The sequence below is a fragment of the Spirosoma liriopis genome (genome assembly GCF_023196085.1).
GTDB lineage: Bacteria > Bacteroidota > Bacteroidia > Cytophagales > Spirosomataceae > Spirosoma > Spirosoma oryzicola.
The window spans coordinates 203,110-228,158 of the sequence record NZ_JALPRF010000001.1 but is presented as its reverse complement, the minus strand read 5'-3'; the positions used below and the strand labels follow the sequence as shown (position 1 = coordinate 228,158).

General features: G+C 50.9%; 17 protein-coding genes. 15 read left to right on the top strand and 2 right to left on the bottom strand.

Annotated features, from left to right (window positions below):
- Positions 1-11 precede the first annotated feature (11 nt).
- The 13 genes from M0L20_RS00920 (at position 12) to M0L20_RS00860 (ending at position 16,069) form a co-directional block, all read left to right on the top strand.
- Complete coding sequence (locus tag M0L20_RS00920; protein WP_248475230.1) at positions 12-1,205, top strand: glycosyltransferase family 2 protein; 1,194 nt, start codon at positions 12-14, stop codon at positions 1,203-1,205.
- Positions 1,206-1,249: 44 nt separating this feature from the next.
- The gene (locus M0L20_RS00915) at positions 1,250-2,713 is read left to right on the top strand and encodes an O-antigen ligase family protein (protein WP_248475229.1); all 1,464 of its coding nucleotides are present in this window, start codon (positions 1,250-1,252) and stop codon (positions 2,711-2,713) included.
- Positions 2,710-3,921, top strand: a complete 1,212-nt coding sequence (locus M0L20_RS00910; RefSeq protein ID WP_248475228.1) for a glycosyltransferase — start codon at positions 2,710-2,712, stop codon at positions 3,919-3,921. Before M0L20_RS00915 ends, M0L20_RS00910 begins: the two co-directional genes overlap by 4 nt.
- A 48-nt stretch (positions 3,922-3,969) precedes the next feature.
- A complete protein-coding gene (locus tag M0L20_RS00905; RefSeq protein WP_248475227.1) occupies positions 3,970-4,797 on the top strand; it encodes a TolC family protein in 828 nt (275 codons plus the stop codon).
- 4 nt (positions 4,798-4,801) lie between these two features.
- A complete protein-coding gene (locus M0L20_RS00900) occupies positions 4,802-7,036 on the top strand; it encodes a GumC family protein (RefSeq protein ID WP_232558945.1) in 2,235 nt (744 codons plus the stop codon).
- Positions 7,033-8,469, top strand: a complete 1,437-nt coding sequence (locus M0L20_RS00895) for an MOP flippase family protein (protein ID WP_248475226.1) — start codon at positions 7,033-7,035, stop codon at positions 8,467-8,469. The genes M0L20_RS00900 and M0L20_RS00895 overlap by 4 nt, the downstream gene beginning before the upstream one ends.
- Positions 8,470-8,481: 12 nt before the next feature.
- Entirely contained in the window at positions 8,482-9,438 is a 957-nt protein-coding gene (locus tag M0L20_RS00890; protein WP_248476590.1) for a hypothetical protein, read from the top strand.
- A gap of 141 nt (positions 9,439-9,579) precedes the next feature.
- Entirely contained in the window at positions 9,580-10,452 is an 873-nt protein-coding gene (locus M0L20_RS00885) for an alpha-1,2-fucosyltransferase (protein WP_232558943.1), read from the top strand.
- Between the two features lie 40 nt (positions 10,453-10,492).
- Positions 10,493-11,620, top strand: a complete 1,128-nt coding sequence (locus M0L20_RS00880; RefSeq protein ID WP_232558942.1) for a glycosyltransferase family 4 protein — start codon at positions 10,493-10,495, stop codon at positions 11,618-11,620.
- Entirely contained in the window at positions 11,617-12,696 is a 1,080-nt protein-coding gene (locus M0L20_RS00875) for an acyltransferase family protein (RefSeq protein WP_248475225.1), read from the top strand. The genes M0L20_RS00880 and M0L20_RS00875 overlap by 4 nt, the downstream gene beginning before the upstream one ends.
- A gap of 25 nt (positions 12,697-12,721) precedes the next feature.
- A complete protein-coding gene (locus M0L20_RS00870) occupies positions 12,722-13,588 on the top strand; it encodes a glycosyltransferase family 2 protein (protein WP_232558940.1) in 867 nt (288 codons plus the stop codon).
- Positions 13,589-13,747: 159 nt separating this feature from the next.
- On the top strand, positions 13,748-15,247 hold the full coding sequence (locus M0L20_RS00865) for a T9SS type B sorting domain-containing protein (RefSeq protein ID WP_248475224.1): 1,500 nt from the start codon (positions 13,748-13,750) through the stop codon (positions 15,245-15,247).
- A gap of 42 nt (positions 15,248-15,289) precedes the next feature.
- Entirely contained in the window at positions 15,290-16,069 is a 780-nt protein-coding gene (locus tag M0L20_RS00860) for a glycosyltransferase family 2 protein (RefSeq protein WP_248475223.1), read from the top strand.
- A 70-nt stretch (positions 16,070-16,139) separates the two neighbouring features.
- Here M0L20_RS00860 and M0L20_RS00855 read toward each other — a convergent pair whose 3' ends face one another.
- Positions 16,140-19,583 carry a carbohydrate-binding protein gene (locus M0L20_RS00855; RefSeq protein WP_248475222.1) on the bottom strand — a complete coding sequence of 1,148 codons (3,444 nt, stop codon included), beginning with the start codon at positions 19,581-19,583 and terminating at the stop codon, positions 16,140-16,142.
- Positions 19,584-19,986: 403 nt separating this feature from the next.
- Between M0L20_RS00855 and M0L20_RS00850 the strand changes: the two genes are divergently transcribed.
- Positions 19,987-22,566 (top strand): glycosyl hydrolase, encoded by a 2,580-nt coding sequence (locus M0L20_RS00850; RefSeq protein WP_248475221.1) that lies wholly within the window; start codon positions 19,987-19,989, stop codon positions 22,564-22,566.
- An 11-nt stretch (positions 22,567-22,577) separates the two neighbouring features.
- Here the strand turns inward: M0L20_RS00850 and M0L20_RS00845 are convergent, their stop codons facing one another.
- Positions 22,578-23,744: a hypothetical protein gene (locus tag M0L20_RS00845; RefSeq protein WP_248475220.1), complete on the bottom strand. Its 1,167-nt coding sequence runs from the start codon at positions 23,742-23,744 to the stop codon at positions 22,578-22,580.
- Positions 23,745-23,951: 207 nt separating this feature from the next.
- Here M0L20_RS00845 and corA point away from each other — a divergent pair, with 207 nt between their 5' ends.
- Positions 23,952-25,034: a magnesium/cobalt transporter CorA gene (corA, locus tag M0L20_RS00840; RefSeq protein ID WP_232558934.1), complete on the top strand. Its 1,083-nt coding sequence runs from the start codon at positions 23,952-23,954 to the stop codon at positions 25,032-25,034.
- Positions 25,035-25,049 lie beyond the last annotated feature (15 nt).

Below are 25,049 nucleotides of genomic sequence, written 5' to 3'. Positions count from 1 at the left end.
ATGACATACGAATGGAACTACTGTTACTTCTTTGTATAGGACTTGTTGTGTATACCTACCTCGGTTACGGGGTCGTAGTCTGGGCATTAATCAAGCTACGGCCAAAACGCCCGGTGGTAACCGATATATCGGATGACTTTACGCCGGATGTGACCCTGATCGTACCGGCCTATAATGAGTTAGATTGCCTGCCTGCCAAGGTAGCGAATTCGCTTGGGCAAGTGTACCCACGGGAGCACATTCGATTTTTGTTTGTAACGGAAGGGTCGAACGATGACTCAGATACGTTCCTGAAGGCGACGTATGGTGATGCGGTCGAGGTGCTCGGGGGAAGCGAACGCCGTGGTAAAGTCGCGGCCATGAACCGCGCGATGCAGACGATTCAAACACCGATTGTCATCTTCACCGATGCCAACACCCAACTCAATCCGGAAGCCGTTCGAAACATCGTGCGGCATTTTCGCGATCCAAACGTTGGGGCGGTAGCGGGTGAAAAACGCATTCTGACGGAGGATAGCGAGTCGGCGGCTGGTTCAGGCGAAGGGCTGTACTGGAAGTATGAATCGCAGTTGAAAAAATGGGATGCCGAGTTACACACAATCGTTGGAGCCGCGGGTGAGTTATTCGCCGTTCGTACCGACTTGTATGAACCCGTATCGCCCGATACCATTCTCGACGATTTTATGATTTCGCTCCTGATTGCGGGACGCGGCTACCGGGTTACGTACGAGCCGGAGGCTTACGCACTCGAGCGGCCTTCGTTTTCAATCATTGACGAACAAAAACGCAAAATCCGAATCGCGGCTGGTGGTTTCCAGTCGATGGTCTGGTTGAAAAAATTATTAAATCCTTTCCGGTACGGCTTATTGACGTTTGAGTACGTCTCGCACCGGGTGATGCGTTGGGCCGTTACGCCCCTATGTCTGCCCCTGATTCTGCTGTTCAATATCGGGCTGGTTATCCGCGATGGCTGGACTTCGGGCTGGGGTCTGCTTTTGGCGGCACAGATACTTTTTTACGGTGCAGCCTGGCTGGGATATGTTCTCGAAAAGCGTCAGTTGCGCTGGAAGGCGGTTTTTGTTCCGTTTTATTTCACGTTCATGAACGTATGTGCGCTCGCTGGACTAGTCCGCTATCTACGGGGAAACCAGTCGGGAACCTGGGAGAAAGTACGACGCGCCAACGCAGTGGATGCGCTTATCTAAGTGTTTAGGAGTACGGATTAATTATGGCACAGTCAGCATCTTTTTTGAGAAATCAGCTCTCGAACCATTTCTGGCTGTACAGTTTGCTCGGCGGATTGTACACCGTGGGAGTGGGCTTTTTAATCAGTCGGGTCGGCCCTACCGGCGCTGTTCTGGCGGTGCTCTTGCCAATTGCGCTGCTTCTGGTGTTGCTCATTTTGCTGGAGCCCCGGTTTGGCCTGTTCGTTTATTTACAACTGGTTTTTATCGTCGGTTTTTCCCGGTTCCTGCCAGCGTCTATACCCGTGGGGGTGTCGGTCGATGGCTTGTTGTTTCTGATCCTGTTCAGTCTGTTTATCAACGGCCAGCGCATGGAGTGGCGTCGGCTGCGTAGTCCGGCTTTCGCACTCATCGGTATCTGGTTTTTGTACACGGTCATCGAACTGTTCAACCCCGAAGCGCCTTACCGGCCAGCCTGGTTTTTACACGTGCGGGCCTTTTCGTTGCACTGGTTCCTGGTATCCATCATGGTGCTGGTCATTCCCATCACCCGCAACGACGTTAAAATTATGGTCAACTCCTGGCTCAGCTGGTCCTTTCTGGCTGCGCTCTGGGCTTTCAAACAGCAATACATCGGTCTGACAACGAACGAGCAAATCTGGCTGGATAGTGGCAACGCGGCTACGCACATCCTGTTTGGTCAGCTCCGCTGTTTCTCGTTTTATTCGGATGCCGCCCAGTTCGGGGCCGAGATGGCCGGTGCAACGCTGGTGGCTATAACCCGGGTTTTTGAAGAAAAATCGATTAAGTACAAGGCGTTTTTTGCCGTTCTGGCGCTGGTCTATTTCTGGGGCTATGCCGTTTCCGGAACCCGAAGCGCCCTTTTCGTCCTGATTGCGGGTTTCCCATTTTATCTGTTGCTGAAACGTGATATTCCCAAGTTGATCGCTGGTGTTGTTCTGGCGGTACCGCTTTTTCTGCTCCTGATGTACACGAGCGTGGGTAGCTCCAACTACCAGGTGCAACGGATGCGGTCGGCACTGACGCCGATGAACGACCCATCGTTTATCCTGCGACTTCAGAACCAGGCTAAGATGCGTACGTACCTGCAAGATCTACCGTTTGGCGCAGGCATTGGCACATCGACCGATGGTGGTGCTCGGTTTTCGCCCTGGCACTGGGCGGCTCATATTGCCCCCGACAGCTGGTTCGTAGAGCTTTGGATGGAAACGGGTCGCGTTGGGGTCACGCTGTACATTATGATGCTGGTAGGGCTTGTACTGGTGGGTATCTATCAGGTCTGGCAGCTCAAAGACCCCTGGATGGTCAAAATTATGTACGGCTTTCTGGCGGAGTTTGTCGGTATTGCCCTCATGGGTTACTCCAATCCGGTTCTGGGGCAGTTCCCAACGAACGGCGTCATTTACATCAGTACCATGCTGATTGCTACCTGTTACCGGTGGGACACCCGGTCAGCTACTTCCGAATCCTCGATTAACCAATCACCTACCTACGCCCCAGCCCTATGAAGCAATTTGATAGCATCATCTGTATTGCGCAAACATCCTGGAAAGGTGACTTCCAAAAAGCGGTCGTGCAGCTTATGACCGAATTGTCGGCTCGCCATCGGGTTCTTTTTGTCGATTATCTATACACCGTGAAGGATTTGGCGCAGGGGATTGCAGGGCGGCAGGATATACCCGTACGGAACATCCTGCACCTGAACAATCCGCTGTCTAAAATAACGACGGAACATGGGGGAGAGCTGTACGTCTGGTCTCCACCGGTTATGTTGCCCATCAACTGGCTGGCGGCCCGCTCGCACGATCAGGTACTGCACTGGAATACCGACCGGCTGATCAGTGGTCTGCGCGATGTAATGCGTCGGCTGAACATGCACCGGCCTCTGGTTATCAATGCGTTCAATCCGGTGATCGGTTTGCCGCTGTTGGGAAAGCTGAATGAGTGCGCGACGATCTATTACTGCTTCGACGAAATCTCCGTCGTGGGTGACTGGATGAGTCGGCATGGGCAGCGCTATGAAGACGCCTACATTCGGCGGGTTGATGGGGTCATTGCTACGTCGGAAGCCCTGAAGCAGGACAAATCGGCGCTGCAACCCAATACCTTCTGCGTGAAGAACGGTGCCAACTTTGAGCTGTTTAACCAAACCCGCCAGCTGGCCCAGCAGCAGCCACCCGTAAAACCAGTTGTGGGATACTTAGGCTCCGCCGATAACCGGGTTGATATCGATATTATGGAATACTGCGCTCGTACGATGCCCGATGTCGAATTTCAGTTTATCGGAGAGGTGCACGAACCCAAGCTGCCAGAGCGTCTGGATTCTTTTCCCAACGTAACCTTTATTCCACCCCGTCAGCCTGCCGATTTGCCTCCCATACTGGCAAAGCTAAGCGTCGGGCTGATCCCATTCGTCTGTAACAAACATACGTATACAATTTATCCGCTGAAAATCAACGAGTATCTGGCCGCTGGCTTACCCGTGGTATCGACTCCTTTTTCAATTCTTGATGACTTTGCGGGCATCATTGAACTGGCTGATACACCGGAGTCCTTCGCGCAGGCTATTCGACGCGCCCTCGCCGACAAAGACCCTCAGCGCATCCAGGAGCGGGTACATACCGCACAGGCCAATTCCTGGGAGCGACGCGCGCACGAATTTGAAGCCGCTATTCAGCAGATACCCAAAGCCTGGCGGCAGGAACAGCCCGCCTGAGTGAAAGTAGCTTTTACTCAATGAACAATAAATCCCTACAACATAAACATGAAACGAATAAGGATTGATCGACTGAGCCGCTTTATCCAGCTGTGTGCGCTGGTACTGGTTCTGTTGATCGCAGGGTACACGGCAAGCTACAGTCAGAATGGAGCTACCCCGTCGCAGGCGACGCCGAAGCCAATCGCATCACCCGCCGACGGTTTGCCTATCGATAGTATGACGTTTGATTTCAACCGGGACATTGCCCAGCAGTTAGTCTCGTTTGACGAAATGTATAAGCTGGCGTTAGCGTATTCGCCATCGGTAAAATTTGAAGGAGCCGTTTCAAATGCACAGCTCGCTGCTTTACAACTTTCCAAGCTTCAGGTGTTACAGAATGTAACCGGGTACTACAATTACTCGTCCGGTAATCAGGCTATCCTGTCGACGGGCACGAATGTAAGCGATCAGTTAGGACAGATCTCAAACGGTTATCGGGCGGGGGTAAACGTTGCCATAAGCATTCATGATTTGTTTGGTCGTCCCCAGCAGATCAAGCTGGCCCGTGCCAATTACGAATCCACGAAAGAGCGCCGTCGTACCGCCGAAATTCAATTGAAGCGCGACTTATTCAATCTGTATCAGGATTTGATTCTGTCCCAGCGGATTTTGCAGATTCGGTTGCGTGACGATCAGGCGTCACTGGCCGCTTATCAAATTGGGCTGGTGGAATTGCAGAAAGGAAAGATTACCCCCGAAACACACGCCTTTAACAGCAACCGGTACGCCGAAACACGATCAACAGTTGAGCAAGCCAAGACGCAGTTTATCAAGACGATATACGCGCTTGAACTGTTTGTAGGAGTTCCTATTAACCAATTGAAACGCAGCTAACGTTATGACATTTCAAGGACTTGGGCGGCTATTGAAGCAGCATCTAATCTGGTTTATTGTCTTTCCGTGCCTGGGGGCAGGAGCCGTTTTTTACTTCATGCGGAATGAGACAAGTACGTATAAAACAAAGGCTACTCTGTACACGGGTCTGACATCGGGCTACTCGCTCCGGTCGACGCAGGAAGGTTTCCAGACCGATTATTCGGGAGTGAGTAATGCTTTCGACAACATCCTGACGACGCTTAATTCCAACCAGACGCTTTACAACGTTGGTCGGGATTTGCTAAGTCAGCACTTGCAGGTGACCAAACCCTCGCCACAGCAACTTTCGGCTGCCAGCTTCCAGCAACTACAGAAGGCTATACCGGCAAACGTGCGTCAGTCGCTGGTGCGTGGGAATGATCTGGCGTATACCCGTAGCCGGATCGATAGCCTGTCGCGGAGCCAGACCGATAACCCTATCCGGAAGCTGATGCAGGACGGCAGCTTACCGTACTCGCCTGACTACATCAGCAAAAAGCTGAAAGCAACCCGCCGAAGCGCCAGTGATATGCTGGATATGGAGTACGAAACCGACGATCCGGCCATTGCGCAGCAAACGCTGGACCTGGCTATAAAAGAGCTGAACCAGCGGTACACATCGCTGAAGAGCGGGGAGACCAATCCGGTTGTGGAGTACTACGAAGCGAAAACAAAAGAAGCCAAAAAGCAGCTGGACAATGCCGAATCAAAACTACGGGCGTTTAACGTGCAGCACAATGTGCTCAACTTCGAAGACGAACTAAAAACACGGTCAACCACCCGTGATGCGTTGGTAACAGAGTACAGTGGCGAAGTAATGCGCAACCGGGCCGCTAAAGCGGCAATGGATGCTCTTAATCAGCGCATGTCACAGGGCGGAAACCTGTTGAAAATCAATACCGCTCTTACCGATAAGCAAGCCGAACTGACCGAGGCCGAATCCCAGTTGATAAACGCCCGGACCAATGGCCAGCCTCAGGCTGCTCTGGACCGTTTTCAGGCTAAGATCGACCAGAAATCGGCGGAACTGAAACAGATTGCGCAGAACTACTTCGCGGCCGATAACACCGCTGAATCGATTCCGAAGATGAGGCTTGTGAATGAGTGGCTAGCGAAGGTGCTGGAATTCGAAGAGTCGGGTGCGCGGATGGACGTCATCAAGAAACGGCTGGATGAATACCAGAAAGAATCGACCGCCTTTTCGCCCCTGGAATCTGAGCAGCGGCAACTTACCCGCGACATGACCGTGGCTGAAAAAGACTACCTGGCACTGGTTCAGTCGCTGAATCAGGCAACAACCCACCGGCAGGATATTGCCATCGATGGGTCCTTGTCCGTGCTCGACCCGCCGGTATTTCCGTTCTCGCCACAACCGGCTAAACGTTGGCTTTTTACCGCCATTGGGGCAGGGGCTGGTTTTGTGATTGCGTTGTTGCTAACCGCTCTGCGCATCTGGGCCGATAAGCGCATCAACTCCCTGGAGCAGGCTGAACAGCGAGTTGGAAGCTCGGTTACGGCGGTATTCCCAACCGTGAAGAAATTTGCGGTCAACTCCAAAGCTAGCCGGGCTGCCGTCAGTATGTTTGAGCAACTGGGTAACGCCATCAACATTGAAATTGAGCAACAGCGCGTAGCAGCCCATCCACCCGTGATCACCCTATTTAGTCTACGAGCCAAACAAGGGAAAACATGGTTTGCGCACGGCCTGTCCCGGTTGTACGCAGAGTCTGGTGAGCGGGTGGCCTATTTGTACCCCCGCATTGCCCAAACCGATAGCAAGTTCGAGCAGGAGGGTATCGCTTTTTTTCCGTATGATCTGCACCCGAATTTCATGAACGTACGGGAGCCCGAAGATCTGCTCTCCCGCGAAGAGTCTGTAGAAATGAGTGGGTTCCAGAAAATTATTCTGGAGTTGCCGGCGCTGGTCGGTAGTCCGATCCCTTTGCATCTGGTCAATCGGAGTGCCGTTTCGCTCATGATCCTGACGGTTCACACGCTTTGGGGGCGTCGGGATAAACAGTTATTTACCCTTTACTCGAAAGCTGCGAAACATCCGGTGTTAATCGCCTTGAACAAAGTGGAAGGGGGCGATACGGATGCGCCAACGGTTGGCGATATCGAGCAGGGTGTGGTCCGTACCAAGCGGTTTGCGGAGCCGAACGAGGTTGTAGCCGGGGCACCAACTGGCGAACGGGTTTTTGATCAGCAATCCAAATGAGTCACAAGCAACAGGCCATCAGTGGTGGCAAGTGGATGAGTACATCGACGGCGATTTCTACGCTGTTCCAGTTCGGTCAGGTGGCCGTTCTGGCGCGGCTGCTGGAGCCGTCGGTGTTTGGCATTGTCAGCGTCAGCACCTTGCTGATCGCCTTTTTTAGCATTTTCGCTAACCTTGGTTTTTCTAACTCAATTATTTACAAACAGGAAGAAAACCGGGAGGTGCTCTCCACGATTTACCTGCTGAATCTGGTGCTGGGCCTGGTCATCGGCGTTGTTGTTTTCTTTAGCTGGCCGCTGGTCGTTGCCTACTACAAAGAACCCCGCCTGGAGCAGGTCATCAAACTGTCGTCGCTGTATTTTATCATCGTATACGTTGGGCAGATTTATTTGTTTTTGCTTCAGAAAGAGTTGCGGTTCAAAGCCGTAGCCAGCATCGATATGACGGGTACCGTCGTCGGAACAGCAACGACCATTGTGCTGGCCTATACCGGTTTTGCTGAACTAGCGCTGATTTACGGGCAACTGGCGCAGCAGGCGGCCAAGTCGATTCTGCAACTGATGTACGGGCGAAAGCTATTTTCTCCGGTACTAAAGTTCGATTTGAATCTAATCAAGGATCACCTGCGCTTCGGTTTGTACAATGTGGGGGATGGAATCGTTGGGTTCGTGCAGGCGAATTCGGATAACATTCTGGTAGGCGGGATGCTGGGGGTAAAACCACTTGGTTATTACACGCTGGCTTCCCAACTCGCTGTTTTCCCGATTTCACGGCTAAGCCCGATTATCCTGCAAGTGGCTTACCCGATTCTGGCGCGGTTCAAGGGGGACACGAACGAACTGAAAAAGTCGTACCTGACGATTCTGGATTTGCTCAGCTACATCAATCTGCCCTTGCTGGCGGGCTTGTTTATCACGGCTGACAGTGTCGTTCCGCTTTTTTACGGTCCCGGTTGGGAGCCAACGATTGTACTCATTCGAATCTTTGTCTTTGTCAGCATCTTTACGTTCCTGAGTAATCCGCTGTTTACGCTGGCGTTTTCGAAGGGTAAACCAAAGCTGTTGTTCTACCTGAACGTGGCGACGCTGTTTATTAAAATTCCACTGGTGTACGTGTTGGCCCAATATTGGGGGGTAATTGGTATTGCCTCGGCGTTTTTGATTGCCACCATGTCGAACCTGCTCATTAATTTTCGGATCGTCTATTCACTGATTGGTCCGTTTATGCGCGAATTTGCGCAGAATTTTGCCAAACCCCTTTTGTTCTGTCTGCTTATGATCGGTGCCATTGAACTGTATAAGTCGTATACCGATTCAATCAGTGTGGTCAATCTGGTGACAGAAATCATCATCGGTGGACTGATCTACGTTGGTTTGACAATTCGATTCAAATATCCCCTCGCCGAACTTAAAACATTTGGTAAAGCTGCCTGATTTATGCCTATCCTGGAAAAGTTAATCCTGAAATCCTTATACGTAGTTGCTCGCGTAAAATACCCTAATCTCCGCAAGGACCTGCGGTATTTTGTGCGCGACAATTACTACTGTAAGCTGGTTCAGGGACGTTACATCGTACGTGATTATGTACTAAAGAAAAAATACAAAGTGATTAGTTACCACGGCGAGTTCGATCAGGAACTTCGCTACGTGTTACCGTTTGCTTACTGGCATCACTTAAATGGTACGTTACTCAAAACGATTTCGGCGAAGCATACCAAGGATTTTTACTTTTTCAGTCCTGATCATGAGGAGCGTTTTGAAAAGCGGGTCTGGACGGAATCCTACGCGCACTACGACGTACCCAACATGACGCACAGCAACTCATACAGCTTTCGGAATTGGGTGCAGGTGCCGTACAAAGCGCACTTCCGGAACGACATCTTTGTGTACGATAAACCCCTGCTGGTCATTGCCAACAAGTACAATATCGAGTGGGATCAGCCGCCTATCAACTTCCTCGATATTCCGACGCTCGATCAGATTATTCGTACGTACGGCGCTAAATACCAGATTGTTTATAACCGTCCGTTGCCTACCCAAATCGTTCAGGACAACAGCGAAACCATGTCGTTGAATGAACATGCCTGGCTGCGGGAAACCCATCCCGATGTGATCCTGATGGACGATCTATACAGACAGTATCACCCGTCGGTGGCTAGGAACTACAATCATCTGCAACTGATGGTGTACGCCAATGCGAATCACTTTATATCCATGCACGGTGGTACAGCGGCATTGGCTAGCTGCTTTGGCGGGACCAACATTATTTTGTCGAATCCAAACTGGGGAATGGAGCACCATTTCAACGAATACGAAAACCTGTTCCCTAAACTGTCGGGAGCCACGATTCTTCACGCTCGTGATCGGGCGGAGGTATTGGGGTATTTGCGTACCAATTATTAAATTTTGATTAGTGTTTAATTGTGGATTTGGGTCATTTAAGTATAAATTGTAATTTTAAAGTTAACAGTCGTAAATAACAAGTTGTTATTAAGGCGAACTGAGTAGAACTATTGTCTCTTAATGAAGCATTTTTAGATCAAGATGATTATCAGTAGAATAACCAGCGGTTTAGGCAATCAGCTTTTTCAGTTCGCGGCTGCCCGGCATCTGGCGCTGAAGAACAAAACATCGCTTTACCTGGATCTAAGCTACTATCATTATACCTACGACACGGATACACCCCGTGCTTTTAAGCTAAAGCACTTCGCAGTGCCTTACCGCGTACTTCAAAATTCACCGGCGGAGTACGTATCAAAAGCGACAAAACTGCTGCCAAACCGCAGTTTGCCGCCTTTTTTTCTGTTTCTCAAGGAAAAGCATTTCCATTTTGACACCAGTGTGCCGCAAGCCAGGGCCAGTTGTATTACCCTGGATGGTTTCTGGCAATCGGAAGAATACTTTCGGGAAAGTGCGGACACAATCCGGCGCGAACTGACGCTCACTTCTAATCCAAGCCCTGAGTTTGACGAGTACGAGCAATTGATCAAGGCGGCTTCGATGCCGGTTTCGGTTCATATCCGGCGGGGGGATTACGTAAACCACCCAGAATTTAGTCAAACCTTCGGTTTTGTCGGATTATCCTACTACGAGCAGGCACTCAATCAACTACAGGTACAGGTGAATGCGCCCCGGTTCTTTATTTTTAGTGACGATCAGGAGTGGGTGCGCGATAATCTGCCCTTACCGGATAACGCTGTTTTTGTCCGTAACTCCGGTGCAGACAGTGATGTCGCTGATCTGGTTTTGATGAGCCGCTGTAAGCATCACATCATTGCCAACAGCTCATTTAGCTGGTGGGGCGCATGGCTGAATCCGAATCCTGACAAGCTGGTCATTACGCCTAAGAAGTGGTACAAGCAACAACCTACCTGGAACACAAAAGATTTGCTTCCGGCCACCTGGCTAGCCCTTTAAAACTTATCGCCACCTATCTGTTCAACGCCGTTGCCCTGCCATGATAAACGTATTCATCGATCATCAGAAATTCACTACGCAAAAGTACGGAGGCATCAGCCGATACTTTGCCAATATCATCCAGGGTATCAAACAGACGAAGGATATTTCCTACAAGCTAGGGGTGTTGCACGCCAAGAACCATTACATTCAGAACGAACCTCTGGCGCTCAAAGGCAAACTCGGTGATCGGATACTCGGCCGAAAGGAACGGTATGATTATGAGCTCAATAAGTTCTATTGCCAGCAGTTGCTGAAGAAAAATGAGTTCGACGTATTTCATCCGACCTACTACGATCCGTACTTTCTGCAATCGTTAAAAAAGCCGCTGGTCATTACAATTCACGACCTGACCTACGAGCGGCTGCCTGAATACTTCTGGGCGCAGGACCCGCTCACGTATCAGAAGCGCCTGAATATTGACCGGGCCGATTCGATCATAACCATTTCGCAAACCACCCGGAAAGATCTGCTTAGTTTTTTCGACGTAGATCCGGCCAAAGTATCGGTTATCTATCACGGCATCGATATTGAAACGCCTTTACGGGTTCAGCCGGTCGACCAGCTACCCAAACAGTATCTTTTGTTTGTGGGCGACCGCAGCGGCTACAAAAACTTTTACCTGTTCATGAATGCCTTCCAGAAGATCGCTCATCGTTTTCCGGATCTGCACGTGATTCTGACGGGGGGGGGCAAACTGGAAATTGCCGACCGGGAGTTTCTGAATCGGTTGCGGCTTACGGATCGGGTACGGCACATCAACGCCACGGACGAGCAGCTTAATTTTCTGTATCAGAATGCGCAGTTATTCGTGTATCCATCGCTTTACGAAGGGTTTGGTTTACCGATCCTCGAAGCCTTTAAAGCACGCTGCCCGATGCTGCTGAGCGATACAGAATGTTTTCGGGAGGTTGCCGCCGATGCCGCCGTGTATTTCGAACCGACCAGCATGGACGATTTAATCGACAAGCTGGAAACCGTCCTTACAGGGACAACGCTCAAAGCACAGCTGGTCGAGAAAGGAGTGAAGCGGTTGGCGGATTTCCCGCTTCAAAAATCCATTGACCAAACGCTGGACGTATATAAATCATTGGTTTCTCCAAGGTCAGCAAAACAGGTATTGGTATGAGATTTCGAGCGGTTGATTCATTTCGCGGTCTGGCTGCCATTATGGTTATTTTATTCCATATGCAGCACCTTAACCTGTTGGCAAGCAATGTCTTCATTGCGAAAAGCGACATTTTTGTTGACTTCTTTTTTGTGCTGTCAGGGTTTGTGATGACCCATAGCAATTTCAACAAGATCACCGATTTTGAGAGTATAAAGCCGTTCGTGGTTAAGCGTTTCAAGCGGCTTTATCCGCTACATCTCTTTACTCTGTTGCTGGTACTGCTTTTTGAAACCTTTCGGTTTGTCGTTGATCACTACGTTGTTAAGCTATCCAATCCGGTATTTGCCGAAGACAAGACGCTTATCTCTTTCCTGTCGAATCTGACCCTGACTCAGTCGCTGGGGTTGTTTGATCAGGTGACCTGGAATGGTCCTAGCTGGAGCATCAGCGTAGAGTTTTATACCTACATCGCTTGGGCGCTTTGTTTGGTTATGTTTCGTAAAAACCTGCTGGTTATTTGTGGACTGAGCTTTAGTCTGCTAACCTGGTTTATCGTCCGGCACAACGGTAGCATCATTTACAACTACGACTACGGGTTCATACGGTGTGTCTACAGCTTTCTGATCGGTATGCTGGCGTATCGGATACGTCGGCGGTTTACGGCGGATTTCGGGTACTGGCAAAGTTCATTCACCGAAATCATCTTGCTGGCTCTGACCATACTATCGGTTCGTTCGTTCACGCACGAGCAGAGCTGGCTAATGCCGCTGTTGTTCGCGTTCGTTATCATTGCCTTTTCGCAGGAGACGGGTGCTGTTTCCAAGCTGCTGGCCAGCGAACGACTCGCCTTCCTGGGCAATCTCTCGTACTCGTACTACCTCAACCATACGGTCATCTTGTCCGTCATGGATCTGGTTCTTTTTAAGCTGATCAAGGTGCCTCACACCAATGGCGGGGAGTTGCTTTACATCCTGATTTGCCTGGCTGGGGTGCATGTGCTGTCGCTGTTTACGTACCGGCACATCGAATTTATTCTTCAATCGGTATCGTCTAAGCGCACCCGGACATCGGCGGCTAATATGGCGGCTGTATAATAGCTAACCTTAACGCTTGTAGTATATGAACATTCTAAAAGCCCCAGCCTGGATTCAGGAATTCAATTACCCATACGCTTCGTTCGACGAGATTCCTGAATCGGTTTTTGAGTCCATCAACCGTGATCTGGAAGCGGTTCTGAAGCCTAATCCAGTCGTGAGCGTTGCCATTCCGGCCTGGAACGAAGAGGTCAACATCCTGCGTAGCATCGCGTCGCTGGCGAAGATGAAGACCAATATACCGTTTGAAATCCTGGTGGTCAATAATAATTCGACGGATCAGACGCAGAAAACGCTGGACAAGCTACGCATTCGTTCGGTATTTCAACCGATTCAGGGATGGGGCCCCGCTCGCCAGATGGGTCTGGAACAGGCAAAAGGAAAGTACTTGCTGACCGCCGATGCCGATGGTCTGTACCCACCCGAATGGATTGATGAAATGATGGCGGTGTTGCAGCAGCCGGGCGTTATCTGCGTGTACGGACGATACTCGTTTATCCCGAATCCCGAAAAAGGATTTACGCGCTGGAAACTTTCGATGCTCGAGCGGATGAAAGACACTATTGCCGAAGTCCGGCACATGAAACGGCCTCACCTGAACGCCTACGGCATCAGCATCGGCTACGTTCGGGAATACGCCCTGAAAGTCGGGTACGTGATGAAGAAAATTCGCGGGGAAGATGGTCGTATGTGCTTCGATCTGATGCAGTTCGGTACGGTGAAACAAGTGAAGTCACCTAAAGCGCGGGTCTGGACGGGGACCAGAACGCTGGAGAAAGACGGTTCTTTTTCGCGGACTCTATTCGTTCGGGTTGCCATCGAATTGCGTCGGTTCAGCAGCATGTTCGTTGCCCAGCAGCCGCACGACACAAAAACATCGCTAAACAACTAGGCGTGTGTTTAGCGGAAAAGTTAAAGGTAATAACCCTGTGAAATAGCTGATTAATGACCAGTTTGACCGTCAATGTATAATTAAATACTTTTTTTGCCTGACGGCTTAGCTATTTGTTAGTCTAAAATCTGTTGTTTCTCGCTTACACCACCTTTGGCTATGCTCGTTTGTCAATGCAAGTCGGCATTATTGTACTGGATTATTCTACTAGCTCTACTGCCTTTAGCGGTTCATACGACCAGTCTGGCCCAATGTGCGCCGGGAGCGATTATCTGCGAAACATTCGGCGCGGGTCCTCGTGGCGCGTTGCCCAGCGGCCAAACGAATTTTATGTACCGGGCGGCCGCCTGTCCGAATGATGGTGAGTACAACATTGTGGATGCGGTAGATGGCTCTTGTCACGGTGATGCCTGGCATACTGTAACTGAAGACCATACGCCCGGCGACGTAAAAGGCAATATGTTTATTGTCAACGCTTCGTTTCAGCCCAGCGAGTTTTTTAGTCAGAAAGCCGAAGGATTATGTCCCGGTGTCACCTACGAATTCTCGATGTGGGTGCTGAACATCAATAAAGTACTGCAACCGGGTATCTGTGACGAATACATACTGCGCAACCCGATCATCGCGATGCGGGTAGAACAAGCCGATGGCACGCTGATACGCGAAGTAGTGCAGCCTGCCGTAACGCGCTCTGCCAACCCGGTGTGGGTTCAGTTGAGTATGCCCTTCGTTATTCAAACGAACGCCAACGATGTTGTGGTTAAGCTGATCAACAAAGGCTTAGGGGGTTGTGGAAACGATCTGGTCATTGATGATATCAGCTTTCGACCCGTTCATCCGAGCTTATCGATCCAGTTCCCAAATACAAGCGCTTCCGAAACAACGGTTTGTGCCGATACCCGGCTGACACTGAGCGTCGGAGCCGCTGCCGGATACCCTAATCCGGTGTATGCCTGGCAACAAAGTGCCGACAACGTCAACTGGACGCCGGTTCCCGGAAGCGGCCAGGCAACCTATACCATCAATCCCGTTCGGGCGGGACGTACCTATTATCGACTGCGAAACGCGCAGCCAATAAATTCGGCTGCTATTGGCCGGTCGCAGTGTTCGGCTGAGTCGAACGTGCTCATTGTGAACGGTCGTCCTGACGCACCATTTAATCTGGGTGATGATCTGGCGCTTTGCGATGGTAGGCCAGTGGTCTTGCAGGTGCCTAATGAGTTGCCAGCGGGTACCAGTTTTGTCTGGTCCGATCAAAGCAAAAACCGGCAGCTAACCGTTAGCACGCCGGGAAGTTACTGGCTGGAAACCAATCTGGACGGCTGTACGTACAGCGATACGGTACAGGCTGAACTGGAAAATTGCCATCTGGAAGATGTCTACATACCGGATGCGTTCTCACCCAATAGTGATGCTGTCAACGATAAGTTAGTTGTCATTCATTCCGGTGATTTTACTTCGTATTCGTTCCGGGTCTATGATCGGTGGGGGAGTGTGATCTTTTCGAGTCGGCAGGCTGAAGTGCACTGGGATGGTACATTTCGCAATCAGCCTTGTCCGGTAGGAGCCTACGCCTGGACAATTGATTACAGTGTTTTAAACGCGAAAAATGAGGAACGTCATTTCGTTCGAAGTGGACAGGTTATGCTTGTCCGGTGAGGTAACTTGATCGCATCTGCTTTAGTCTATTATTTTCCATCCATGCGCCAGAACTACCATTTTCCAGCGGTTACGCTGTTGATAACGCATTACAATCGAAGCCACTCGCTGGAGAATCTGCTGGTGAGGTTTCAGAACCTGAATTGCCAGTTTGGCGCTGTTGTCGTGTCGGATGATGGCAGTGCAACCGTTCACCTGGATACGCTAAACGACTTACAGCGAGTTTTTTCATTTGATCTGGTTACCACGCCGGTCAACAAAGGGCTTGGTAATAACATCAACAAGGGCCAGGACGCCGTTCACACGCCCTACACCTTGTACGTTCAGGAGGATTTTGAGCCAACCGCTGCGTTTCCGGATCGGTTGGTAGAAGCCCTGGGCATCATAAAGGAGCGCCCTGATTTCGATGTTATCCGGTTCTATTCGTACATACGCTATCCGTATCTAAAGCCTTTCAATAACGAGTATTCGGAAATGGTTTTTCCCGCCTGGGCCACGGATTACAACAAAGTTTACTTCTACAGCGACCATCCGCATTTACGGCATAGCTCGTTCTTCACGCGATTTGGTCGCTATGTGGAAGGTGTCCGGCCCGATAGAACAGAGTACCAGATGTGTATTTCCTTTATTCGCCATAAAGGAAAAGGGTTGTTTTATAACGACTACAAGCAGTTGTTTCAGCAAAAAAATACCGAGGAAGAACCAAGCACGTACAGCCCCGGCGCGTTAGGTCTTAGCAAAAGCAAGTTGGTTGTGTCCCTGCGGTACCTGTATAGACAAATCAAGTTCAACTACGATATTTACGTGAAACGGATGGCTTAGTTGACGTAAATGCCGAAGGGGTAATCACTTTATGAAGTGATTACCCCTTCGGCATTATTGATGATTCCGGCTAGTTAGCCTTTACCACTTTCCGCACTACCCGCTCCGCATCTTGCTTGATTTCCAGGATGTACATGCCCGTCGGGAGTTGAGATAGATCAATTTTTGATGAGAACTGATCGCTAACCTTGGGGATCTTTACGTGCCGATGAATCCGTCCTGTACTCGCGTCAAACACGTTGACTTTGATGGGTGACTCGCTCGACCGCTGGGCCTGAATGGTAATGAAATCGGCTGTCGGATTTGGAAACACCTGAACCGCTTCATCCAGGCTTTTCTCTTCGGCAAGCACGTTAGCCGCTACGCGGGCATTGGGTGCTGTATTCCCCGGTACGACAAACATCGGAGTTTCGGTTACGGTAAGCTGTACCTTGCCCTGGCTCGTATTGACAACTTCCATACTCATGTCGTTGCTACCTACTTTAGGGCGGTAAATTCGTGCCTGCGTTGCCGATCCTAAATCCAGGGTGTACGAAGCCGTGCGGCCTACTTCGTCGGGCACTACCAGCGCATAAGCCGATTTGCCGTTAAATTCATACCGGTCTACGAACGGGTTCTGACTTAGTGTTTGCCGGTACGAATACTCACCAAAGAGCTTACCCGTCTGCAATAAATAGTCAGCCGCCGGACGACGGCTCATGTTGTCACCATTCGCCAAACCAGAGGTTCCGAACATACCGCCCGTTGCGTTATCATCGTAGAGCTGGTAGAAGAAAACTTTCTCGATGCCCTGCCGCGCGTAAAACAAAGCGGTGCGCAGAATCCAGTCACCCTGCGTTTCCAGGGCCGACTTGCTGCCGATTGGGATGGCTCGCAAGGGGCTGCCCTGATTCACATCGAAGCCCGCTTCGGTAACCCACAGCGGCATATCGTACGACTGCAAATGGGTCGTTTTGCGGAAATCTTCAGCGATCCGGTTGATGGGCGTTACTTCCGGAGCAGCACCCCGCGTGGAGTTACCGCTCTGCGACGACGATGTATTGTCCGAATACATGTGGTAGTTAACGACATCCCAGCATAGATTGACCGTACCGTCGGCTTTGTAGCCCCGATACTGTTTACACCAGTCGATCATACCCTTGATGTAATCGGAACCACTCGAAGCGGATGCCAATCCACCGATAACCACTTTGACGCTGGGATCCGCATTTTTCACGCCGACGCCGGGGCCCATCGTGTTTTTGTGGCCGTCGTAAAAAGCCGAGAGGTTGGCCGCATACTCGCGGGCTGTCTGATAAGCTTTTCGGCCTTTCCACCACTTGTCCCGCTCGTTATCGCATTCGATGTATTTGATCAGGCCAAGGCCAATCTTTACCGAGTTCGGTGTATCGCCCGTCCAGCGTGGGGTTGAGTTGACGCTTATTAAAGCCGGATTTACGTTCGGGTTGCTGCCGTAGCGGGCCATGTACTGGAAGCCAGCCTTGGCCTGCTCTATGTACGATTTCGGGTCCGAAAAATCTTTTCCGTAGCGGAGGGGGGTATTTTCCGCATCACGCTGGTCACTCGGGTACGTGTTGACCATCCAGTCGGGGATTGTTTTCAGGCACGCCAGAACCTCGATCCCTTCCGCTTTACAACGTTCGTAAATAGCGTCGTAATTCCAGCCACCGCTCAATGTTGGGTTGTAGGAATAGTTGCCTTCGCTGGATTCCAGCTTGTTCCAGTCCATGTAGTGACGAATACTGGAGAAGCTCTTTACGATCTTCATCTTGTCTTCGTTGATCTGCCAGGGGGTGTTGCCGTCTTCGAAATTCCATTCGTAGGCATTTACCCCAAACATATCCTTTAGCTTAACGGCCTTGGCTGGCGTAGGTGTTTTCGTCTGGGACGACGGGGTGTATGAACCGTACAGCTCAATTTCTGTCGGGAATACGCCCCAGGTGTTGATGACCAGATAGCGGGCATTACTGATCGGCTGATCAAGCTTAAACTGCGCGTTGCCCGTTGCGGACCGGTTTGGATAAGGACCTACCCAGGCTGCGTATTGTTCGCCGGTAAACGTAGCGATGGGAATGCGTTGCCATTGGTCGGTAATGATCGATAACGTCATGGGATTATCAACGCACGTTCCCATAAAGTCGTAAAAACGGATGCCCATCAGCGTCATCGACTCTCCCTCTTCGAGTGGATAATAAGCGTCGTAATTCGCCAGCACTTTGCCCCAACCCGTTTCGACATTGACGTCGGTAACGCCATCGAACAAGCCGTCCAGGCCATTGCTGACATTGTTGAGCTGATACCAGCGTTTACCGTCAATCGGAATCTTCTGGCCGATCGAGACAACCGGAGCCGCTTTGACAACCTGCGTCTGAGCCACATCCGCAGCGGCCAGAAATGAGCTGGATGCTGCCTGCGAAGCCGTTATAGTTGCGGTTCCGTCAGATACAAGCGATGCTTTCCAGGAACCCGTGGCGTTTGAAACGGATACGACTGATGGGTTTGAGGAAGAAAACGTGATTGGGGTTTCGGTGTTCGTACTGCTCGCAGCCAGGGCAAACTCCGCATCGCCTACGGTTTTGTCCGGTAGAGCGCCGAAGGAAATAACCGCAGCAGGGCGTACGATGCCACCCTGGGTTGCCTCGAACCAGTTAAAGTTGAACGCGCCACGTAGGGCGTACAAACGCAGTACCTGACTGCCCGCCGACAGGGTAGCGGTCGTTGATACAGTGGTCCAGTTCTGCCAGTCATACGTGCGGGAAATATCTGCTCCGCCCAACACCTCACCCGATTCGGATCGGATCTCGATTCGGCCAGCGCCGTAGCTGTTGGCTACCCGAAACCGAAAGGTGTGCAAGCCTGCCGAAGCCACATTGACATTATAGTCCATCCAGTCGCCATCGTCGATGTAGCCTACGTTTAATCCACCGCCGGTATCGGCTGTTTGTTCGGGCCGGACATCAGAGGCTACGTCGTAGGATTCAGCCTCAAATTTGCCGGGGAAGGGACGGCTGTCGGCCGCTTCAAACCAGTTCAGGTTCCAGTTGCCCTTTACCGCGTAAATTCGTAATCGCTGACTACCGGCTGTCAGGCGAGCGGTAGCCCCAACTGTCTGCCAGTTTTGAATACCACCCGTGCGGGGAACATCAACGCTCGCCAGGACTGTACCAGTAGCGGTACGCACCTCAAACCTAGAGCCATCTCCGTAGCCATTGGCAATCCGGAACTTCAGCGTATAAACCGCCGTGGTGGGTACGTTAACATCGTAATCCATCCAGTCGCCATCGTCAATCTGACTGACGTTCTGGCTACCATCGGTATCCGCCGTTGTTTCCGTTTGTATGCCCCGCATCATCACATAGTTTTCAGCCTCTACGTGTCCTGGAAACGTGACTGCCGCTCGGGGAGCCGGTTGTAAGCTAAGGTGATTGTTCAGGGAGATGCTATTGCCTTCGACAAAGCATAAGCTACTAATTACGGTCGTCCAAAGAATTGTGTGCAATAAAGGTTTCTGCATACGTGAACTAAGGTTAATGCGTATTCTTAAGTTAGTATTTAACTATAAAAGTAAATAAATAATTACTAGTATAAGTACTTACAAAGAATAAAGTTTTAAAAAATGTATTTTCGTATATAGGTATGATAGATTGAGGGTTATCCAGCTTGACCGTGAGCGTTTAACGTATTACTAATAGAGTAATGGATTTCATCGATAGACCAAGGTCATGGCCTGTAAAAACCCTACGCAAAATGATACATGCCACTAGTCGCAAAGTAATCAGTAGATACGGTTGAACGATAAGAGTAGGTAGTATTTTTGGGGACATCATGAGTTTTCGTCGTACGAGCGCTTTACCTACTTGACGCGTATACGCTTTTTAATGGTGGCTGAACGGGCCAGCGGATTAGGGAATTCTCGGATGAAAAAATACGTACTAATAGGCTTGCTTACCGCTTTTTGTTGGCGAATGCTGCTTGGTCAGCCGCAACCTGAGCGATCTATCGGAAATCAGCAGGCAAAGCCCTGGACATATTGGTGGTGGATGGGTAATGCCGTCAATGAAAACGATATTACGCAGCAGCTAGAGCAGTTCGCCAGGGCTGGGTTGGGCGGTGTGCACATCATCCCGATTTATGGCGTCAAGGGGTACGAGAAACAGTTTATCCCTTTTTTGAATGATCGCTGGCTGGGAGTGTTCGCCCATACCGTCCGGGAAGGAAAGCGGTTAGGGCTAGGCGTCGATCTGACAATGGGTACCGGTTGGCCATTCGGTGGGCCGGGTGTTTCAACGGCTGTGGCGGCCAAAAAGTGGAAGCTTGAAAACGGTAAGCTACTAACCGAGTTGACTAGACAGCAGGTCAAGCGACCGGCACCCGGCGGAGAGGGGTTAGTGCTCGATTATTTCAGCCAATCGGCAATTGAGCAGTACGTCAAACGCTTCGACTCAACACTAGCCCGCTTGCCTGAGCAACCTCGCGCGGTTTATAATGACTCCTACGAAGTGTTCGGTGCCAACTGGACAGATAACTTTCTTGCCGAGTTTAAGAACCGACGCGGTTATGATCTCACTACGCAGCTAACCGCTTTTCTGGACACAACACGAACCGAAACAAGTATCCTGGTTCAGCAGGATTATCACCAGACACTAGCCGATCTGTTGCGTGACGGGTTCACGAAAACCTGGACCAGCTGGGCGCACGGCCATCAGTATCGGGTTCGAAACCAAGCGCATGGTTCACCAGGAAATCTGATCGATCTGTATGCTGTGGTCGATATTCCAGAAACGGAATCGTTTGGGTCCAGCCGGTTTCCGATTCCGGGTTTACGGGTGGACGAACAATACGAAGTTGATCGGTTCGGAACACCGAATTCATTGGCTATGAAGTTTGCGTCGTCGGCAGCCAATCTGACTGGTAAGCCATTAGTCAGCTCAGAAACGGGTACATGGCTGGCAAATCATTTTCAGGTGTCACTGTCCCAGATCAAACCGCAGGTCGATCAATTGTTTACTGCGGGCGTCAACCATATCTTTTATCACGGCGTTCCGTATTCACCACCCGCCGAAGCGTGGCCGGGCTGGGTATTTTATGCTTCGACCAATTACGGCCCTGCGTCACATTTTTGGCCGCATCTGCCATTGCTGAATCAATACATCGAACGGTGTCAAACGCGATTACAGCGTAGTAAGCCCGACAACGATGTGCTGGTTTATTTTCCCATCCACGATCTGTGGGCGACACCGGCTAAATCGGCGGGAGGCATTCATCAGCTCGAAGTGCACCATGTAGAGCGGTGGTTATTGCCGCAACCCTTCGGCCAGTTGTGTGAGCAGCTGCTTGATCGGGGCTACTCATTCGATTACGTTTCGGATGACTTACTGAATAAATTAACTGTAACGAAGGAAGGAATTCGTAGCCCGGGTGGTGCCACGTATCAGGTGATTGTTCTGCCACAAACGACGTATTTACCGGAACAATCACTCCGGCAGTTGGAACGACTGGCTCGGCAGGGTGCCCGCATCATTGTAGATGGCCAATTACCGGCAAAGGCACCCGGCTTTTATAAACACGCAGCCCGCTCCGCCGAAATAAGGCAACTCGCGAAAACGCTGGGACAACTAAAATCCGTGACGGTTAGCGCCAATCTCTTTGAAACGCTCCGCCAGTCGAACGTTCGTGCCGAAACCTGGGCAGCGGAAGGACTGTTGTTTATCCGCAAGCGACAGCGCGATACTACTCATTATTTTATTGCTAACCTGGGTAATCGCTTTCGCCAGAATTGGGTTGCGCTGTCGGCACAGGGACAGGCGACCCGCTACGATCCGTTGACAAATCGGACCGAACCGGTATTGACTCGCCAAGGACCGAATGGACAACGTGAGATTTTCCTGTCACTGGAACCGGGGCAGGCCTATTTTGTCGATGTGAGTTCAGCCAAGGCTACGCTACCACGGTCTGCCAGCACGACCAAACGGGCTGATCTATCATCCCAAAAACCCATGGATTTACAGAGTCCCTGGCAGGTGCAGTTTCTGCGCGGTCGTCCGGCCTTGACGGCGTCGGTAACGGTGCCTAGGCTTGGTTCCTGGACAACCTTTGCCGATTCTGCGGACTATTTTTCCGGAACGGTCCGCTACAGTACCCGCTTTGATCGGCCAGCCGGTAAACCAGACGTATCTTCTTACCAGCTCGATCTGGGTGATGTGCGCGAAGTCGCCGAGGTTCGACTCAACGGACAATCGCTCGGAACGGCCTGGTGTATACCATTTCGGTTATCGGTTCCTGCCAGCCAACTGAAGCCAACGGGAAACCAATTAGAGATTGACGTAACAAACCTGTCCGCAAACTATATGCGACTGTACGACCGCCAGCAGCCGGATTGGAAAAAGTTTTACGATATCAACATGGTGGATATTCGCTATCAGCCTTTTGATGCGGGTCGTTGGAAACCAACGCCATCGGGATTACTCGGTCCAGTGACGCTGACTCCGGTGCATTAAAGCGAAAACCGTCAATCTTTTGCGTACTTGGAGCGCAATCGCCTGACGACATCATCGGCCAGTTCGTCGCTCAGGCTGTCGTAGAGTTGCCAGCGCGAAGGAGGAAACAGATTGGCGCTTTTAAGCGATTGTCCATTCAGTGCGCGGTCGTCACCGCTAAAAGTTTGCCACTCGGTTTGCCAGCTGCGCGTTTCCCATACGCTGTCTTCCCAAATGGTTTTGCCCGTTTGCGTGTCGATGGCGCGCAGTCGCATCGTAAGTTCAGCATTAATTGTTCGGAGGTACGTTGTCAGACTACCGCTTACCTTTTCCATCACGTCCACCTTGGTCGAATCATTGATTTTCTTTTCGCCAACCTTGTACGTCTGGTTGCTGTATACGGTTGTGGTAGATGAGGTCGTATTATCCCGGATAGGCACGTAATCGGACACCCGCATTTGCACCGCCTGGTGAATCGGAAAGCCATCGCCCGCCGATTCGTCGGGCCGGTAAAGCCGGACAAACGGTGATGGCGCTTCATTCCGGTCGATCTGCCGAAAAATCATACGCTCCAGCTCCCGGTTGTCGGCAGCGCTGATTTCTGAGGTTGGCGATAACGGTTCGACGACGACCCGCAGAATAGCAAACGGGAGGGCATCCTGCGCCTTGGCACTGGCCTGGCGGAAGTTAGGAACCCACGACAGGGCTTTCTGGTAATTGAAATAAGCATCCTTGGCCGCCAGCCGGTTATCCTCCCGGTAGGCGAATGCCTGCTCGGCCAGTTCGTAGCGGTCGGCTGCGGCCAGTTGGCGGGTTTCCTGCTGCCGGTCAGCGTAGGAAGTGGGGTAAGTAGCCAGCCACTCGGCACAGGCTTCGCAGGTTCGGGCGTTGTTGGTCAGGCTTTGTAGTTTTTCGTACTCGTTGTAAATCGTTTCCCACGGAAAGTCTTTGGTATTCGACGGCGACGACAGGTTTCTGATCGCTTTCTGGTGTTCCTCATACGCGCGCTCGAACGCCTGTTTAAGTACGAGTGGTGCTTTCGTATAGCCACGTTTACCCAGACCCCGCCACTGGTGAAGCCGCTGCGAAGCTCGTTTGACCGCCAAATCAAAGTTTCCCCGCCTGAAAGCGGTCTGACCACTGCTGCACGCGGCTAAGCCAGTGCTGGTCAAAATGAAGAGTAGGAGCAGGCGAATCATGGCGTAAACGACGATTTTCTGAACATTCGACAACGCAGGAAGTAGTTGGTTTATCGTTGACCCAGAAAAGAAGTTTTCCGTTGCTTAATCTACTGTAAAATACAGCAAGCGATTACCGGAACTGGCTACGAACGGAGCGTTGTTACCGGTTGACGTACCGTCCGTAGCGAGCTTTTCGACTGGGTATACTTTATTTATTGATTACTTATGTCGAAACACCGACGCTATCGTTCCGCTGAGAAAACACTCGGTACATCACCCGGTACACTTACCTATGTAGGGGCCGATATTGATCACGCAACAAAGATCAAACGCATTGAATACAACGCGACTGAATACCATGTTGATGAAATCGTCAAACTAAGCGCGTGTCGATTACCAAACGAGGCAACGTCTTTCGTGAACTGGCTTGACGTGGATGGTATTCACGAGCAAAAGGTCGTTTCGGTAATTGGCCAGCAATACCAGTTGCACCCGCTGCTGCTGGAAGATGTGATGAACACCGAACAGAAGCCGAAGATTGACCTCTACGACGATACGGTGGTGTTTGTAACGCTGAAAATGCTACACCATAGCCGTCAGCGGCAGGCCATTGAGGCCGAACATGTTAGTCTGGTGCTGGGAAAAAATTACCTGATCTCGTTCCAGGAAGAACGGACGAAGGATATCTTTGAGACCGTTATCGAACGCATCAAAGCTTCATCGGGTAAAACCCGGCGCAATGGGGCTGACTACCTGCTGTATGCGCTTATGGACGTAATTGTCGATCATTATCTGCTTATTACGGAGCGTATCGGCGAAAAAATGGATGAACTGGAAGAGCAAATTATTCGCGAGCAGGCCAACCAGCAAACACTGTCCATCCTGTACACACTCAAGCGCGAACTGGCCTTTATCCGGCGGACGATTTACCCACTACGTGATATGATCGGTGTGTTACTGCGGGAGGAATCGACTTTAATAGACCGCAGTACGCTTCCTTATCTGCACGACCTTTCAGACCACATCAACCAAATCATCGAATCGCTGGATTCGTACCGCGAGCTTATTTCGGGCTTGATGGATGTGTATTATTCGATTGTCAGTAACCGCATGAACTCCGTCATGAAAACGCTGACGATTGTATCCGCCATCTTTATTCCCCTGACCTTCATTGCGGGTATTTACGGGATGAACTTTGACAATATGCCCGAACTACGAACAAAAACCGGTTACTTTTGGGTGCTTTTTAGCATGGTTGTGATTGCCGTTGGAGAAGTTATTTATTTCAAACGACGGGGCTGGATGTAAGGCTTTGCGCCAGTT

Excerpts from the sequence above, each read along its gene's own strand:
- M0L20_RS00910 (WP_248475228.1), top strand. The coding sequence starts at position 2,710 with ATGAAGCAATTTGATAGCATCATCTGTATTGCGCAAACATCCTGGAAA.
- M0L20_RS00905 (WP_248475227.1), top strand. The coding sequence starts at position 3,970 with ATGAAACGAATAAGGATTGATCGACTGAGCCGCTTTATCCAGCTGTGT.
- M0L20_RS00885 (WP_232558943.1), top strand. The coding sequence starts at position 9,580 with ATGATTATCAGTAGAATAACCAGCGGTTTAGGCAATCAGCTTTTTCAG.
- M0L20_RS00860 (WP_248475223.1), top strand. The coding sequence starts at position 15,290 with ATGCGCCAGAACTACCATTTTCCAGCGGTTACGCTGTTGATAACGCAT.
- M0L20_RS00920 (WP_248475230.1), top strand. The coding sequence starts at position 12 with ATGGAACTACTGTTACTTCTTTGTATAGGACTTGTTGTGTATACCTAC.
- M0L20_RS00875 (WP_248475225.1), top strand. The coding sequence starts at position 11,617 with ATGAGATTTCGAGCGGTTGATTCATTTCGCGGTCTGGCTGCCATTATG.
- M0L20_RS00895 (WP_248475226.1), top strand. The coding sequence starts at position 7,033 with ATGAGTCACAAGCAACAGGCCATCAGTGGTGGCAAGTGGATGAGTACA.
- M0L20_RS00850 (WP_248475221.1), top strand. The coding sequence starts at position 19,987 with ATGAAAAAATACGTACTAATAGGCTTGCTTACCGCTTTTTGTTGGCGA.
- M0L20_RS00880 (WP_232558942.1), top strand. The coding sequence starts at position 10,493 with ATGATAAACGTATTCATCGATCATCAGAAATTCACTACGCAAAAGTAC.
- M0L20_RS00870 (WP_232558940.1), top strand. The coding sequence starts at position 12,722 with ATGAACATTCTAAAAGCCCCAGCCTGGATTCAGGAATTCAATTACCCA.
- M0L20_RS00865 (WP_248475224.1), top strand. The coding sequence starts at position 13,748 with ATGCTCGTTTGTCAATGCAAGTCGGCATTATTGTACTGGATTATTCTA.
- corA (WP_232558934.1), top strand. The coding sequence starts at position 23,952 with ATGTCGAAACACCGACGCTATCGTTCCGCTGAGAAAACACTCGGTACA.
- M0L20_RS00845 (WP_248475220.1), bottom strand. The coding sequence starts at position 23,744 with ATGATTCGCCTGCTCCTACTCTTCATTTTGACCAGCACTGGCTTAGCC.
- M0L20_RS00855 (WP_248475222.1), bottom strand. The coding sequence starts at position 19,583 with ATGCAGAAACCTTTATTGCACACAATTCTTTGGACGACCGTAATTAGT.
- M0L20_RS00900 (WP_232558945.1), top strand. The coding sequence starts at position 4,802 with ATGACATTTCAAGGACTTGGGCGGCTATTGAAGCAGCATCTAATCTGG.